General features: G+C 59.2%; 11 protein-coding genes and 2 pseudogenes. 5 read left to right on the top strand and 8 right to left on the bottom strand.

All coding sequences use genetic code 11. The features are described from left to right. Positions 1–7 precede the first annotated feature (7 nt). Positions 8–1,645: a glycosyltransferase family 39 protein gene (locus ACA044_RS24490; protein ID WP_497443656.1), complete on the top strand. Its 1,638-nt coding sequence runs from the start codon at positions 8–10 to the stop codon at positions 1,643–1,645. Here the strand turns inward: ACA044_RS24490 and ACA044_RS24485 are convergent. The 7 genes and pseudogenes from ACA044_RS24485 to ACA044_RS24455 all read right to left on the bottom strand — a co-directional run bounded on the left by ACA044_RS24485 (position 1,579) and on the right by ACA044_RS24455 (position 12,095). After that, positions 1,579–3,197: pseudogene (locus ACA044_RS24485) on the bottom strand (FMN-binding glutamate synthase family protein). The gene ACA044_RS24490 and the pseudogene ACA044_RS24485 overlap by 67 nt on opposite strands. Positions 3,198–3,418: 221 nt before the next feature. Next, a pseudogene (locus tag ACA044_RS24480) lies at positions 3,419–3,574 on the bottom strand (response regulator transcription factor); the annotation flags it as partial. 127 nt (positions 3,575–3,701) lie between these two features. Then, a complete protein-coding gene (locus tag ACA044_RS24475; protein WP_497443655.1) occupies positions 3,702–5,108 on the bottom strand; it encodes an ATP-binding protein in 1,407 nt (468 codons plus the stop codon). After that, entirely contained in the window at positions 5,105–6,913 is a 1,809-nt protein-coding gene (locus tag ACA044_RS24470) for a DAHL domain-containing sensor histidine kinase (RefSeq protein ID WP_497443654.1), read from the bottom strand. The genes ACA044_RS24475 and ACA044_RS24470 overlap by 4 nt, the downstream gene beginning before the upstream one ends. Then, positions 6,910–7,869 carry a cytochrome-c peroxidase gene (locus ACA044_RS24465; RefSeq protein ID WP_497443653.1) on the bottom strand — a complete coding sequence of 320 codons (960 nt, stop codon included), beginning with the start codon at positions 7,867–7,869 and terminating at the stop codon, positions 6,910–6,912. The genes ACA044_RS24470 and ACA044_RS24465 overlap by 4 nt, the downstream gene beginning before the upstream one ends. Before the next feature lie 45 nt (positions 7,870–7,914). Continuing rightward, positions 7,915–9,792, bottom strand: a complete 1,878-nt coding sequence (locus tag ACA044_RS24460; protein ID WP_497443652.1) for a GGDEF/EAL domain-containing response regulator — start codon at positions 9,790–9,792, stop codon at positions 7,915–7,917. Next, positions 9,789–12,095, bottom strand: coding sequence for an EAL domain-containing protein (locus ACA044_RS24455; protein ID WP_497443651.1), 2,307 nt, complete (start codon positions 12,093–12,095; stop codon positions 9,789–9,791). The genes ACA044_RS24460 and ACA044_RS24455 overlap by 4 nt, the downstream gene beginning before the upstream one ends. Before the next feature lie 255 nt (positions 12,096–12,350). On the opposite strand from ACA044_RS24455, the gene nosR reads away from it, so the two are divergent. The 4 genes from nosR to ACA044_RS24435 all read left to right on the top strand — a co-directional run bounded on the left by nosR (position 12,351) and on the right by ACA044_RS24435 (position 15,532). After that, positions 12,351–13,709, top strand: coding sequence for a response regulator c-di-GMP phosphodiesterase, NosR family (gene nosR, locus ACA044_RS24450; RefSeq protein ID WP_497443650.1), 1,359 nt, complete (start codon positions 12,351–12,353; stop codon positions 13,707–13,709). A gap of 208 nt (positions 13,710–13,917) precedes the next feature. Further along, the gene (locus ACA044_RS24445) at positions 13,918–14,352 is read left to right on the top strand and encodes an NUDIX hydrolase (RefSeq protein WP_497443649.1); all 435 of its coding nucleotides are present in this window, start codon (positions 13,918–13,920) and stop codon (positions 14,350–14,352) included. 23 nt (positions 14,353–14,375) lie between these two features. After that, positions 14,376–15,014 (top strand): LysE family translocator, encoded by a 639-nt coding sequence (locus ACA044_RS24440; RefSeq protein ID WP_497443648.1) that lies wholly within the window; start codon positions 14,376–14,378, stop codon positions 15,012–15,014. Between the two features lie 2 nt (positions 15,015–15,016). Further along, positions 15,017–15,532, top strand: coding sequence for a GNAT family N-acetyltransferase (locus ACA044_RS24435; protein ID WP_497443647.1), 516 nt, complete (start codon positions 15,017–15,019; stop codon positions 15,530–15,532). Positions 15,533–15,611: 79 nt separating this feature from the next. On the opposite strand, the gene metR is transcribed toward ACA044_RS24435, so the two are convergent. Continuing rightward, positions 15,612–16,529: a transcriptional regulator MetR gene (gene metR, locus ACA044_RS24430; RefSeq protein WP_258616935.1), complete on the bottom strand. Its 918-nt coding sequence runs from the start codon at positions 16,527–16,529 to the stop codon at positions 15,612–15,614. Positions 16,530–16,539: the final 10 nt, after the last annotated feature.

Here is a 16,539-nt window from a genome sequence, read left to right as displayed (position 1 = left end):
GCAGCCGGTGAGCGCCTCTTCGATCTATCCCAAACGCTTTCCTTCCCGTGTCGCCGACGGGGCTGGTCTGGTGGCGGTGCTAGCCATCGCGTTGTTCGCAAGGTTTCACTCCATCACCGTGCCGGTCATCTGGTATGACGAGGCCTACAGCCTGCTGTTGGCCGAAGGTTCGCCTGCGTTTATCTGGGCCACGACGGCTCGGGATGTTCATCCGCCGCTTTACTATGTCTTTCTGCATTTCTGGATGTTGCTGTTCGGCAATGGCGTGTTGTCTGCGCGATCTCTGAGTGCACTGGCCGATGTGGGCACGCTGTTGCTGTGCATCAAATTGATGAGTCTGGTGGCGACGCGACGGGCGACCTGGACAGCGGCATTGCTGTTGGCATTGCTACCGATATCGGTGCGCTACAGCCAGGAAGTGCGAATGTACACCTTGCTTGGCTTCTGGCTGATGGGCGCGACTGTGGCGCTGGTGTGCTGGATCAAGGCACCGGATCAAAAGCGTTATCCGGTTTTTTACGTGCTGCTGATGACGGCGGCTTTCTATACGCATTACTTCGCCGCGCTGTGCGTTTTGGTGCATTGGCTTTGTTGGTGGCGAGTGCGCGATGGCGGTCGATCCACAGCAATACCGATTCGTGCGTGGGTCTTGGTCAACTGCGCAATGGTTGTGTTGTACCTGCCGTGGGTACCTCATTTGATCAATCAATTGCTGCGAATGGACGGGCTCGAATGGATACCGCCGCTCACCTGGCAAACAGTGCTGACCTTCGTTTGGCACCTGGTAATGATGGGGGATTCGGTCAGTTACTCATCTTTATGGCGTGTGTTGCCCTCGGTTTTGCTTGTTGTTTGCGCCGCGACGGTGCTGCTCAAGGACCGCAATGAGCGTCCTTTCAGCATCTTGCTGGTGGGCTATTTTTTTGTGCCGGTGCTGACCGTTTTTCTGGTGTCGCTGATCGTGCCGGTTTTCAATGCCAGATACCTGGTGTTCGCTGCCGCCGCGTTGCCCCTTGTCGTAGCCCTCGCGCTGGACACATGGAGCCAACGCCACGCCGCCCTTGCTGCTGTTGCCATGGTTTTCATTGTGTTGGCAGAAGTACACGGGCTTTCGGCGGTTTACACACAAACGGATGAGATGAACGGGACAAGCATTCGCAAAGAAGCGAGGCTGGACGCCGTGGTTGCGAGGCTCAGCCGCGAAGTCCGTCCGGGTGACGAGATCGTGGTGGATAACCTGTATTGGTACTTGCCGTTCATGTACTACAACTCGACAGGCATCCAGCCGAGGCTATACGTTTTCAAAACACCGACAGGCACCCTTTGGGGAACCGCCGAATACGGTGGTTGGGCACTCATCCCCCGTCACCTGCACTCGATTTTCTTCAACGACTTTTCGACCCTGAAACTGAATGCCAGGAGAGTCTGGTGGGTAACGGGCAACGCTCGTCCTGAACATGACGCATTGTTTCCCAAACACTGGAAACAAGTGCTGATGCTAAAGGAAGGGGACAGTGAAGCTCGCTTGTTCATTCTGGAGGACGCGCCAACCCCTGGGATTGGCGCGCAAAACACGTTCTACGCAGCCGCCGCTTCATTAGGCTCAAAACTATCCGCCCGCGCCATCTGCCACATCCGCGAGTAAAACTCGCCGTTCACTTCACCGGTGAGCAATTCGCCTGGCTTGAGGAACACATGCAACTGCGAGAACAGTTTGATCTCGGTGGCTGACATGCGCCGCACCAGATGCTTGGCCGACAGCTGTGACGGATGATCGAGGCCCGGGGCCGCGAGCATTTCGGCCAGGGCCTTCAGCGTATTGCGATGGAAGTTGAACACGCGCTGGGCCTTGTCCGGAACCACCAGCGCGCGTTGGCGCAGGGTGTCCTGGGTAGCGACGCCGGTCGGGCATTTGTTGGTGTGGCAGCTTTGCGACTGGATGCAGCCGATGGCGAACATGAAGCCGCGTGCCGAGTTGGCCCAGTCGGCGCCGATGGCCAGGACGCTGGCGATGTCGAAGGCGCTGACGATCTTGCCGCTGGCGCCGAGTTTGATCTTGTCCCGCAGGTTCAGACCCACCAGCGTGTTGTGCACGAACAGCAGACCTTCGCGCATCGGCACGCCAATGTGGTCGGTGAACTCCACAGGCGCGGCACCGGTGCCGCCTTCCTTGCCGTCAACCACGATGAAGTCCGGGAGGATGCCGGTTTCCAGCATGGCCTTGGCGATGCCCATGAATTCCCATGGGTGGCCCAGGCAAAACTTGAAGCCCACCGGTTTGCCGCCGGACAGTTCACGCAGTTGCGCAATGAAGTGCATCAGTTCGATCGGCGTGGAAAACGCGCTGTGGCGCGACGGCGAGATGCAGTCTTCGCCCATCAGGATGCCGCGGGTTTCGGCGATTTCCTGAGTCACTTTGTGCTTGGGCAGGATCCCGCCGTGGCCGGGTTTGGCGCCCTGGCTCATTTTGATTTCGATCATCCGCACTTGCGGATTCTGTGCCTGGGCGGCGAAGCGTTCCGGGTCGAAACGGCCATCGGCGGTGCGGCAGCCAAAGTAGCCGCTGCCCAGTTCCCAGGTCAGATCGCCGCCGTTTTCCCGGTGATAGGGGCTGATGCTGCCTTCGCCGGTGTCATGGGCGAAGTTGCCGAGTTTGGCGCCTTGGTTCAATGCGCGAATGGCGTTGGCGCTGAGGGAGCCGAAGCTCATGGCCGAGATGTTGAACACCGACGCCGAGTACGGCTGGGTACACTGCGGGCCACCGACCATTACCCGGAAACTGCTCGGGTCGCTCAATGGTGCGGGGCGCATGGAATGGCCGATGAATTCGAAGCCCGACTGATACACGTCGATCAGTGTGCCGAAAGGTTTGTCGGCGCTTTCGTTCTTGGCCCGCGAATACACCAGCGAACGCTGAGCCCGGGGAAGGGCAGGGCATCGCTGTCGGATTCGAGCAGGTACTGGCGGATTTCCGGGCGAATGCCTTCCACCAGATAACGAATATTGCCCAGGATCGGATAGTTGCGGCGCACCGCATGAGGGCTTTGCAACAGGTCGAACAGACCCAACAGGCTGAGGGCACCGGTGACGACGGTGATCGGCCAGAGCCAGTCGTGTTCCAGAAAGGGCAGGCTGGCGAGGGTGAATATCACACAGACGGCAAAGAAGGCGTAGCGGCTCAGGAGTGACAGGCTCATACGGGTTCCCTGGGTTCCCTGGGTTCGGACTCGGTAATGGTAGGGCAGTGGCATACAGGTTTTTGTGGCGAGGGAGCTTGCTTCCGCTCGGCTGCGCAGCAGTCGCAAAACCTACTGACGGGATTTGTCTGACTGAACGCATTGCCTGTTTTGGGATCGCTTCGCGATCCAGCGGGAGCAAGCTCCCTCGCCACAGAGATCTCCGGTGTTAGCACAGGGCGTCAGGCATTCTGCGCCTGGAGAAATAACGAAAACAGCTCGGGTCGGGATTTGATCCCCAGCTTGCTGTACGGGTGTTTCTTATGGACTTTCACGGTTTCGACAGAGATTTCCAGCTTACGGGCGATTTCGTTGCTGGAGCAACCGCTGAGCATCAAACATTTGTGATCGACATTAATCCCTGTGGGAGCGGGCTTGCTCGCGAATGCGGACTCACATTCAACATATGAGTTGTCTGACACACCGCCTTCGCGAGCAAGCCCGCTCCCACATTTTGCCAGGTGTTCAGGCCGCTGTTTTTGTCTGGCGCACCGGTAACCGGACCCGAAACGTGGTGCCCACCCCGACTTCGCTACGTACCGTAATATCGCCCTGGTGTTTTTTCACGATGCCATAGGACAGGGACAACCCAAGCCCTGTCCCCTGGCCCAACGGTTTGGTGGTGAAGAACGGGTCGAATATTTTTTGCAGGCTGTCCGGTTCGATGCCTGATCCCGTGTCCTCGACCTCGATCGACACCGTTTCGCCTTCAAGCCCGGTGCGCAGCGTAATGGTGCCCCGTTTCGTTCCCATGGCCTGAGAAGCGTTGACGATCAGGTTCATGATCACCTGATTGATTTGCGAAGGCAGGCATTCGATGTCGGGCAGGTCTTGATACTCTTTCACCACATCGGCCTTGTACTTGAGTTCATTGGCGACGATGTTCAGCGTCGACTCGATGCCCTGGTGCAGATTGGCCCACTGCCATTCCTGATTGGAGTCCACGCGGGAGAAGTCCTTCAGGTCTTTGACGATCTGCCCGACCCGATTGATCCCGTCCTTGGATTCCTTGATCAGCAGTGGAATGTCTTCGCGCAGAAAGTCCAGTTCGACCCGTTCGCGCAGCTGGCCGAGACGGTCGATGACCTCGCTTGAAGCAATCGCCTCTTCCGCTCCCTGATAGGCATCGAGCATTTCCTGCAGTTGCTTGAAGTAGCCATCGAGGGCGCCAAGGTTGGAGGAAATGAAGCCGATGGGGTTATTGATTTCATGGGCGACGCCCGCCGCCAGTTGCCCCAGAGAGGCGAGTTTTTCCGACTGTACCAACTGGCTTTCCAGTTGCTTACGCTCATCGATTTCCCGTTGTAACGCCTCGCTGGCCTGCTTGAACTGGGCCGTTCGCTGGTCCACCAGATGCTCCAGGTGACTCATCTGAATGGAGGCCCGTTCGGTCATGTCCCATTTGGTGAGAAGGGTGTTGGCCATCTGCTGGACTTCAATGTTATCGAACGGTTTTTTCAGGATCAGCAGGCGATCGTGGGCCTGCAAGCGGTCCAGCAGTTCATCCCAGGAATAGTCGGAATAGGCGGTGCATACCACCACTTGCAGTTGCGGGTCTTCCTGCCACAGGTGTTCGATGGTCTGTGCACCGTCCCAGCCCTCAGGCATGCGCATGTCGACGAAGGCCAAGGCGTAAGGGCGGTTTTCCTTCAATGCCTGGATCAGTTTGCCCAGCCCCTCCTGGCCGCCATAAGCCGAATCCAGTTCGAACAGAGCGCTGGCGGATTTCACTTCACTGCCGAACAGTGCGGCCTCCATCTCATCCAGCTCCAGATGTTGCGACGAAGTTGGGGTGAGGATCTTGCGAAAGTCTTCATGGATGGACGGTGTGTCGTCGATCAGCAGAATACGTCGGTTGGAAAGATCGCTCATGCTTCCTCCATGACGGTGCTCAGTGGGATCTGCAAGGTAAACAGGGCACCCTTGCCCGGCCCGTCGCTGTGGGCGGTGAGATGGCCGTTCATCTCGATCGCGGCCAGGGCACAGCTGTGCAGGCCAAAGCCGTGACCTTCCTTGCGGGTCGTGAAACCGTGGGCAAAGATCCGCGTCATGTTCTCCGGTGCAATGCCTTCGCCGTCATCCTTGACGCTGATTTGCAGGATCGTGTCGTCGACGACTTTTACCCCAAGGGTCATTTGCCGCGGGCGATTGCTGAGGTCGGACATGGCGTATTTGGCGTTGCTGATCAGGTTGATCAGGATCAGCAGCAAACGGTGCTTGTCGCCCATGACTTGTGGTACGTCACCATACTCCTTGATCACCGTGACTTGATGCCGGGTCAGGGCGCCGGCGTTCATGCGCAGGGCGTCTTCGAGCAATTCTTTGATGTACAACGGTTCCATCAGGCTGTTGGCGCCCGCGTAGGACTGCTGGGTGGCGACGATGTCCTTGATGTGGTCGACGCTTTTGCTCAGTTGGGCGAGTTCGTCGGTCATGCCTTGCTGTTCGAGGGCAATGGCGTCCACCAGTTGATTCAGGTAGCCGGGCAGCAGTTTTCCTTTCTCGTCCAGGGTCAGAAAGGTGCCCAGGTCGCTTTGATGTTGATTGATCAGTTGCATCGCCTTGCCGAGCCCCTGGGCCTTGCTGCTACGCAGTTTACGGGTGACCAGGTCGGCAGAGATGTTCACGCTGTTGAGCACATTGCCAACGTTGTGCAGCACGTTGGTGGCGATTTCGGCCATGCCGGCCTGGCGCGCGGTGTCGAGCAATTCGCTCTGGGTGTCCTTGAGTTGGCGAGTGCGCTCTTCGACCCGTTGCTCGAGGACGTCGTTGGCGGTTTGCAGTTCCTTGTTGACCCGATTGATCTCCCCGAAGCTGCGCATCAGGCGAGTCGCCAGGTACACCAGCACCAACACCAACAGCGTCGAAAACACCAGCATGTAGAAGTGGTAGCGCCGGTTGGCTGCATCGGCTTGTTGCTGATCGTTGTTCAGCAGATCGGTAATGTCGTCCAGCCGTTCGGCCACGGGAATCGCTTCGATGTTTTCCAGCAACCGATTGACCGCCGGTTGTTCACGCAGGATCAGCGCGATGTGGTTACTCAAAATATCGATCGGGCTGTGGAACTGCTCCGGCAATCGCTGTTTGTTCACCCCCAGTTTGTTTAGCCCCAGCAGAATATCGGCCGCTTTGTCATCAGAGGCGACCTGGGCGAACTCCAGGCTGCTGAGCAGCAAGTCGTAGGTGTCGGTGGCAATGTTTTGAAGTTGCAGCTTGTCTCCATCGACCAGTTGGGCAAGCGGTTCCTGGATGTCGTCTTCGGCAGTGGGCAAAAACGCCAGTGAGTTGCGCAGCACCGCATTATGGGATTTGAACTGCTCCACCAGCCGGGTTTTTTCCTGAATGGCGGCGTGGTACGCATCATTTCTGGCATGCCAGATGGGCGAGTTGCGGCCGTGGTTGGACTCCATGCTCTCGAACCGCTCCCACAGGCGTGTCATCTCGCTCAGCGGTGCCACCAGCGGATCGTAGTTGTTACTGATGGCAATCCTGGCCTTGAGAATCTCGGTTTCCCACTGCGCGTTGAACTGTTTGATCCGCCCGATCAGGTCCCGGGACTCGGCGTAAGTCGAGTTCTGGTCGGAGCTTGATTTGAGGTACAGGAACAGCAGCGTCGAGGCCAGCAGCAAGGCCACGCCACTGAGTAATGCCAGGTTGCGACGGTGATACGTTTTCATAGAGGTTTGCCTCCCCACTCACCGGTCAGGGTCTTGAGGAATTTGATGATCAAGGTCTTGTCCTTGTCAGAGGGCACACGACCGAGCTGGAACTTGAACATGACGTCGACCGCTTCTTCGAGGGTTTTTGCCGAGCCGTCGTGAAAGTACGGTGGCGTCACGGCGACATTGCGCAGGCTCGGCACCTTGAACACATTGCGGTCCTCTTCAGCCTTGGTGACCAGGTAACGGCCCAGATCGGCTTCGGTGGGATTGCCTCGAACCTGGAAGTAATCGCCCATGACCCCGAACTTCTGGAACATGTTGCCGCCGATGTTCACCCCTTGGTGGCAGGCGATACAGCCATAGTCCTTGAAGCGTTGGTAACCGTACTTCTCTTCGATGCTGAGAATCTCGGTATTGCCCAGCAGGTATTGGTCGAAACGCGAGTTGGCGCTGAGCAACGTGCGTTCGTAGGTGGCCAGGGCGTTTTGCACATTGTCCATGGTCACGCCGTCCGGGTAGGCCTTGGCGAAAGCGCTTTTGTAAGCCGGGTCGGTGGACAGCACCTCGACCACATGCTCCCAATGACTGCCCATTTCGCTGGGGCTCTGCACCACTTCATGGGCTTGCGTTTCCAGGGTGTCGGCGCGGCCGTTCCAGAATTGCCGGAAGTTCAGACTTGAGTTGAACACGCTGGGGGTATTGATCGTCAAGGGCGCGCCGTTGAAGCCGATAGACAACGCCTTGTCGTCGGCGCCTCCGATTTCCAGCCGATGACAACTGGCGCAGGACAGGCTGTTATTGACCGACAGGCGTGGTTCGTTGAACAAGCGGCGACCGAGTTCGATTTGCAAGGGATTCTGCTGGGGTACCGCGGGCAAGGGTTTGAGCGGTTCGTTGAGCGGTTCGCCGTTGGCTGCCAGACAAAATCCGAACAGAGGCACCAGGAGCAGGTAATAGAAGGAGCGCGACATCTTATGATTCCTTGGTGCAGGGGCCTGTGTGTCGTTACACATCGTTCATGTGGCGGCGGATGGCGCGGGCTGCACGGACATCAGGTATTGCACGAAGGCATCCGGCTCCACGGCTTTGCTGAAATAGTAGCCCTGGCCTTCCTCGCACTGGAGGGCCTTGAGAAAATTCAGTTGTTCGAGGGTTTCCACCCCTTCGGCAATGACGGTCAGTTTGAGGCTCCTGCCCAGGCTGATGATGGCGCTGACCAGCGCCGCGTCATTGCTGTCACGGCTCAGGCCACGAATGAACGACTGGTCGATTTTCAGCACATCGATGGGAAACCGTTGCAAATAACTCAGGCTGGAATAGCCGGTGCCGAAGTCATCGATGGCCAGTCGCACGCCCAATGCCTTGAGCCGGTTCAGCGCGAGCATTGTGGCATCGACGTTCTGCATCAATACGCCTTCGGTGATTTCCAGCTCCAGTAAGGCAGGTTCCATACCGGTTTGCTCGAGTATCTGTTCGATGCCCTCGACAAAATCCCGCTGGCGGAAATCGATGGCTGACACGTTCACCGACATACAAAGCTTCGGCAGACCGTTCGCTTGCCAGGCGCAGGCTTGTCGACAGGCTTGAGCCAGCACCCATTTGCTCAACGGCACGATCAAGCCGCTGTCTTCGGCCACGCCGATGAAGTCTGTAGGGTAGATCCAGCCTTGCCCCGGTTTTTTCCAGCGGATCAACGCCTCGGCACCGACCACCTTGCCACTGCCCAGGTCGAGTTTGGGCTGGTAGTGCAGAACAAATTCGTCCCGTTCCAGCGCCAGGCGAATGCCCGACTCGATGGTCTGCTGTTCCCGGGCGCGCTGGTTCATCTCATCGATGAAAAAGCTGAAATCGTTCGGGCCGCTTTCCTTGACGTTACGCATGGCGGTTTCGGCTTTCTTGATCAGTGCGATGGCATCGAAACCGTCATCGGGATAGATGCTGATGCCCAGGCTGGCCGTCACGCTCAGGTCGTGGCCGGCGATGTGCTGGGGTGCCCGTATGGCGTTCAAGAGCTTTTCGGCGATGCCCTTGGTCTGTTGGGGGTGGTGGATGTCAGCCAGGATCACCACAAATTCATCGGAGCCGTAGCGAAATACCGAGTCGGACGCGCGCACGTTGGCGACCAGGTTTTGCCCGACACGCTTGAGCATCTCGTCACCGGTCGGGTGACCCAAGGCGTTGTTGATGCGCTTGAAGCGATCGAGCCCCAGAAACATCACGGCCAGTTGTTTGTCATGGCGCCTGGACAGGGCAAGGGATTGGTTCAGCCGGTCACCCAGCAAGGTGCTGTTGGGCAGCTCGGTCAACACGTCGTACTGCAACAGATGAGACACCTTGAGCAGTTCGTGGACCCGGGCTTCGATGGTTTGCTCCAGGCTCTGCACTTTCATCGCCGCGTCTTGCGCCATCTGCCACTTCCAGGTCAAGGCGCTGGCCATCTGGCGGATTTCCAGACTGTCGAAGGGTTTTTTCAGCACCAGTAACTGATCACCGAATTCCAGCCGTTCGGCTATGGCTTCCCAGGTGTAATCGGAAAAGGCCGTGCACAACGCGATTTGCAGGTGAGGATCAACCTTCCAGAGCCGTTCGATGGTTTCCAGACCGTCCCAGCCTGGCGGCATGCGCATGTCGGTAAACGCCAGGGCATAAGGGCGGCCTTCGGCCAGGGCGCGATTGACCAGTTCGAGCGCTTCCTGGCCCTGATAGGCGGAGTCGAGCTGAAATGTCGGCCGAGCCGGCTGCCGGGTGGTGCCGAACAGCGCTGCTTCAGTACCGGCCAGGGTTTGTTCGTCGTCGGTATCGGCGCCGAGGATTTTGCGAAAATCCTGATGGATCGAGGGCGTGTCGTCGATGATCAGGATGCGCCGATTGGCCTGGACGAACGAGGTCTTCATTCCTTGTCCTCCGTGGCACGTCGCGAATCTCCCGGCAGTGTTCCGGGACCATGGTCCGCGTGCACGATGCTTCCGGCCTTCAGCAGTTCGGCGGCCTGCTGGCTGCTGACGGCTTTGCTGAAGTAGTAGCCCTGTGCGTTCATCGGTGAGCCGGTGGCCATCAGTGCAGTGAGCTGCTCCTGGGTTTCGACGCCTTCGGCGATGATGCCGATCCCGACGTCGCGGGCGAAATTGATGATGGCCCGCAAGGTGTTGGCACTGGCCGGGTCGTGGGCGGCGGTGTCGATGAACGCCTGAGCGAGTTTCAGATGATTGACCTGGTAAGTCTTGAGGTAGTCGAATGAAGAGTATTCGGTGCCGAAGTCGTCGATGGCGATCTTCACCCCCAGCTCCCGCAGACGCGGCAGTACATCGTTGTGCGTCCACTTGGTCTGGGCCAGGGTCGCTTCGGTGACGTCGAAGCGCAGGTCCCATGGGCACAGCTCCCAGCGTGCGGTGGTACGCAACACGTCATAGATCAGCTCGGGACCACTCTTGAGCTGGGCCAGGGAGAGCTTTATCGCCACCACCGGTGGCGCCATGCCTTCGTCGCGCCACTGGCGCATTTGCCGACAAGCGTGCTCCAGCACCCAATGACCGAGGGCGACGATGATGCCGGTTTTTTCCGCCGCGGGCAGAAACGCCTGGGCTTCCAGCAAACCGCGCAAGGGGTGGTTCCAGCTGAGCTGCGCTTCCATGCCAAGGATCTTGCCACTGCTCAAGTCCACTTCCGGCCAGTAACTCAGTTCGAGTTCGTCGTGTTCGATGGCCTTTTTCAAGTCGTTGGCGATGGTCATGCGCTCGACCACTTCCTGATTGATCTCCTCGGAGTGGAAGTGGTACTGGTTGCGGCCCTTTTCCTTGGAGCGATACAGCGCCATATCAGCCTGGGTCAACAGACTGTCGGCGCTGAGACTGATCGGGGCGTAGCTGCTGATGCCGATGCTGACCGACACCCGCACATCATTGCCGGCCAGGGAGTAGGGCAGCACCAGTGCATCACGGACCTTGGCGGCCAGGGCCGCGGAGTGGGTCGGATCGCTGACATCCAGCTGCAGTATCGAGAACTCGTCGCCACCCAGGCGGGCGACCACGTCGTTTTCCCGCACGCAGGCTTTGATGCGTCGGGCGACCTCCTGCAACAATAGATCGCCCACCGGGTGGCCCAGGGTATCGTTGATGCGTTTGAAATGATCCAGGTCCAGGTAAAACATGGCGAACGGTGTGGCCCCGCGACGGGCGGCGGCGAACGCCTGATGCAGCCGCTCGATCAGCGTCGCGCGGTTGGCCAGCCCTGTCAGCCCGTCGGTGCGGGCCAGCAGGGCGATTTTTTCTTCGGCCAGTTTGCGCTCGGTGATGTCGATGATGATGCCTTCGACCTCCAGCAAGCGGCCCTCATTGTCGCGCACCGGGATATAGCGGTTTTCGACCCAGCGCCAGGCTCCGTCGCCGGTGCGCAGCCGGAACTCGATGGAAGCGCCGGCTGCATGGCGATCCAGCACCCGGGCCATGGCAGTGTCGACTTTCGATTGATCGTCGGGATGGATCAGCTCCTGAGCCCAGTTGGACGAAGCCACCAGAGCCGCCGCGATGTGCCCGTATTTGGTGATGTTGTGGGAGATGTACATCAACGGAAATGACGGTTCGCCCCGCAACCGATACAAAATGGTGGGGCTGTTCTGCACGATGATGTTGGCATCGGACAGCTCCCGGGTGCGCTCTTCGACCGCTTGCTCAAGCAAGGACATCTTCAGCGCCGCGTCTTCGGTCATTTGCCACTTGGCGGTCAACGCGCTGGCCATCTGGCGGATTTCGATGGCATCGAAGGGTTTTTTCAGGATAAGCAGGCGATCGCCCAGTTCCAGGCGCTCGTCGATGTCTTCCCAGGAATAGTCGGAATACGCGGTGCAGAGCGCCACTTGCAGCTTGGGATCGACTTGCCACAGGCGTTCGATGGTTTCCAGGCCATCCCAGCCCGGCGGCATGCGCATGTCGATGAAGGCCATCGCATAGGGCGAGTCATTCGCCAGTGCGGTCTCGACCTTGTCCAGCGCTTCGCGGCCCTGAAACGCCGAATCGATGACGAAACCTTGCGGTGATACCGACACCGAGGTTCCGAACAGGGTGTTTTCGGTACTGGACAGGCTGTCGTCTTCGATCGATGGCGGGCTGAGAATCTTGGAGAAATCCTCATGGATCGATGCGGTGTCGTCGACAATGAGAACCCGGCGATTAGTCCGCGCAAGCCGCGTATTCACTGACATGCGCCTGTACCGACAGCAGTTTGGGGCGACGAGCTCATAGAGGGTATCCCTTCCCTGATCACTGGTTGGAGCGGGTATCGTTCTGGATCCGAGTCATCAGAGCATAGTCGCCAGGCCAGAAATCCGCCCGGTCGACTGAAACGAATCATTTCCGGGGTCGGGCTGAAAATCATCTAGCCTGTAAGTCAGGCGTGGGAACGTCTGGACGTTTGCCCCGCGCGCGATATAGACACCCGTTTCACTTGAGGTAATGCCATGGAAGAGCAACTCCCCACGACTGTGACCGATAAACCCAAATTACTACTGGTCGACGATGAGGAGTCGATTCTCAACAGCCTGCGCCGCCTGCTGCGCGGCCAGCCCTACGAGGTGTTGCTGGCCACCAGCGGCGCCCAGGCCCTGGAGATCATGGCGCGGCAGCCGATCGACCTGGTGATGAGTGACGCGCGCATGCCCAATATGGATGGCGCCACGCTGCTGGCTCACATCCATCAGCACTACCCAGACACCACCCGGATCATGCTGACTGGTTATGCCGATCCGTCGGCCATTATCAAGGCCATCAATGAAGGGCAGATTCACCGGTACATCAGCAAGCCCTGGCACGATGAGGAAATGCTGCTGGCGTTGCGCCAATCACTCGCCTATCAGCATTCCGAGCGTGAACGCTTGCGTCTGGTGCAGGAGACGTGGGATCAGAACGAGAAATTGAAGCAGCTCAACGCCACCCTGGAAAAACACGTCGCGGCCCGCACCAGCGAGCTGCAACAGACCGCCGACATGCTCGACCTGGCCTACGAAGAGCTCAAACGCAGCTATGTCACCGGCACGGAAGTGTTTTCGTTGCTGGCCAACCTGCGCCTGCCGCCTGCCAAGCAGACCAACCGGCAGATCATCGAACTGGTGCGGGTGTACTGCAAACTCCATGGCCTGGACGAAGGCACCAGTCGTGACCTGACCATGGCGGCGGCGCTCTACAACATCGGCAAGTTGAGCTGGACCGACAGCATGATGAGCACGCCCTCGGACCTGCTGCATCACAATGACCGCGAGCGCTATCGGGGTTACCCGAAGCAGAGTGAGTCGCTGCTGATGACGCTCGACCCGATGAAGGATGCCGCCCGGCTGATCCTGCATCACCAGGAGCGTTGGGACGGCAGCGGCTTTCCTGATCGGCTCAAGGGCGAGGCGATTCCGTTCGGTTCGCGGTTGCTGAAACTGGCGGTGGATTTCATCGAGTTGCAGCGCGGGTTGATCCTCGAACGGCAGATGAACAGCGATGAAGCCCTGGTGTATATCCGCCAGTACGCCGGTCGACTCTACGACCCGGAGCTGGTGGAGGATTTCATTCAGGTCTGCGCCGCTTACCTGAGCGATGTGACACTGGCCGATCCGACGGTCAAGGTGCTGACCACCCGGGATCTGGTAGCGGGCATGATCCTGGCGCGCAACCTGAATGCCGACAATGGCATGCTGCTGCTCAATGCCGGCAAGGAGTTGAATGGGCCGCTGGTGGAAAAGCTGATCGCTTTCGAGGCGATGGAAGGGGCCAAGTACAGCATTTTTGTGAAAGTGCCGGAGGAAGTGGAGGGCGCACTTCTCGAGACGAGTTGAGTCTTCAGGCCGTAAGTAAAGACGCATAACCTGTAGGAGCGAGGCTTGCCCGCGAAGAATGCACCGCGGTTTTTCAGGTATTACGCGTCATCGTTCTTCGCGGGCAAGCCTCGCTCCTACAGGGAGGGCTGCGGAGATTTTTTCGGCGTGACGAAGAACCGGCGCTTATGTGATCCTTGCTGCTCTTACCCAAGGCCAATCCTGATCCATGACGCTTTCATCCGCTGCTTCGCCCCGCCTCATCCGCATTGCCGCTGCCCTGCTGATCGGCCCTGACGGTCGCACCCTGCTGGTCCGCAAACGCGGCACCGAGGCGTTCATGCAGCCGGGGGGCAAGATTGAGGCCCATGAGCAGCCGATCCACGCTCTCGCCCGTGAGCTGGAAGAGGAATTGGGGCTGGTTATCGATCCGGCGCACGCCGCTTACCTGGGCCAATTCTCGGCACCGGCCGCCAATGAGCCGGGTTTTGTCGTACAGGCCGAACTCTTTCAACTGACCATCGATTCGCACGTCTCCCCGGCGGCGGAGATTGAAGAGGTGCGCTGGCTCGATCCGGCCACCGACGGCGATGTCACTCTGGCGCCATTGACACGGGACCTGATCCTGCCGTTTTATCGAGCTTCACTGATCGAAACCGCCTGATCGTCCAAGGACGGAGAATGCCCATGATCCCGCTTCAAGACTTGCTGATTTTCGCCGCTGCGGCGCTGTTGATGGTGCTCACGCCCGGACCGAACATGATCTACCTGATTTCTCGTTCAATCTGCCAGGGACGCAAGGCCGGGGTGACGTCGTTGCTGGGCGTGGTCGCGGGGTTTCTAGTGCACCTGTTCGCTGCTGCAGCGGGTTTGACCGCGGTGTTTCTGGCAGTGCCGGTGGCCTACGAAGTGTTGAAGTGGGCCGGCGCGCTGTATCTGCTGTGGCTGGCCTGGCAAGCGGTGAAGCCCGGTGCGCGTTCGCCGTTCGAGGCGCAGCAGCTGCCGGCGGATTCGTCCCGCAAGCTGATCACCATGGGCTTTCTCACCAGCGCGCTGAACCCGAAGATTGCAGTGTTTTACCTTTCGGTGTTTCCGCAGTTCATTACTCCTGAGCACGGTTCGGTGTTCACCCAGAGCATCATCCTCGGCCTGACCCAGATCAGCGTGAGCTTCAGTGTCAACCTGCTGATCGCGCTGTTCGCCGCGGGCCTCGCTTCCTGGTTCGTCAACAACCCGAACTGGCTGGCGATGCAGCGTTACTTCATGGGCTTTGTGCTCGGTGGCCTGGCGCTGCGGTTGATGCTTGAGCAACGCAGGACGGCTTGAGCATGTGGATCGAACGGCTGGATGCCAGTCACGCCCTCGACTACCGGGCGCTGATGCTCGAAGCCTACGACCTGCATCCCCAGGCCTTCACCTCCAGCGTGCGCGAGCGTGCCACCATGCCGCTGGGTTGGTGGGAGTCGCGCCTGACCGGCAAGCTGGATGTTGTGTTCGGTGCGTTCGAGGACGGAAAATTGGCGGGTATCGTCGGCCTGGCCTTCGAACCCCGGGAAAAGGCCCGGCACAAGGCCATGCTGTTTGGCATGTACGTTTCGGGCGAGTTTCGCCAGCGCGGACTTGGTTATCAACTGGTTCAGGCAGCGTTGACCGAAGCGCAGACTCACCAGGGCCTGCGGCTGATTCAGCTGACCGTCACCGCCGGCAACGAAGCCGCATTCAGGCTGTATCAGCGTTGTGGCTTCGTGCAGTTCGGCCTTGAACCGTTGGCTATGCGGGTAGGGGAGGACTACTTCGACAAGATCCATATGTGGCGCGAGCTCACCGCTGAGCCTTTGGCATAGGGCTGTTGTGGTGGATGGGCCGGCCTCTTTCGCGAGCAAGCCCGCTCCCACAGTGTTCCGTGTTTCTTCATTGAGAGGTTCAGCGGACAGCGCTGACGCCATCCAGCGTCGAAAACGACGTGTCCTTGGCCGTCAGCAGGAAGTCGCGCATGTAGGGCGCATCCAGCATGTCGGCGCGAATCCCGGCATACAGCGTTGCAAACAAGCCTTTTTCCCCCAGTCGCTTGGCCTTCACATAACCCCGTGAACTGTATTCATGCAGCGCCCAATGGGGCATGCCGCAGACGCCACGACCACTGGCCACCAGTTGCATCATCATCACCGTCAGTTCCGACGTGCGCACCTGGGCCGGTTCGATGTCGGCCGGTTCCAGGAAGCGGGTGAAGATGTCCAGCCGATCGCGCTCCACCGGGTAAGTGATCAAGGTCTCCGTAAGCAAATCTTCGGGCACGATGTACGGCTTGCTCGCCAAGCGGTGCTGGTTAGCCACCGCGAGCATGGCTTCATAGGTGAACAGCGGCACATAGGTGATCCCGGCCAGTTCCAGCGGATCGGACGTCACCACCAAATCCAGATCCCCACGTGCCAGCGCCGGCAGTGGGGCGAAGGAGAACCCCGAGGCCAGGTCCAGTTCGACTTCCGGCCAGGCATCGCGGAACTGGTCGATGGTCGGCATCAGCCACTGGAAGCAACTGTGGCACTCGATCGCCATGTGCAAACGCCCCGCGGTACCGCCGGCCAGCCGCGCGATGTCGCGCTCTGCGCCACGCAACAGCGGCAGTGTGGCATCAGCCAGTTGCAGCAGGCGCAGCCCGGCGCTGGTGAAGCGCACCGGTTTGGTCTTGCGCACGAACAGCGGCATGCCCATGCGCTCCTCCAGTTCCTTGAACTGATGGGACAGTGCTGACTGCGTCAGGTGCAGGCGGTCGGCCGCATCCACCAGGCTATCGGCTTCGCGCAAGGCGTGCAGGGTCTTCAGGTGACGGATTTCAAGCACCGGGGGCTCC

It is taken from the genome of Pseudomonas sp. LBUM1673 (assembly GCF_059695645.1).
The sequence above is the reverse complement of the archived record's forward strand: the minus strand, read 5'-3'. Positions and strand labels throughout refer to the sequence as shown.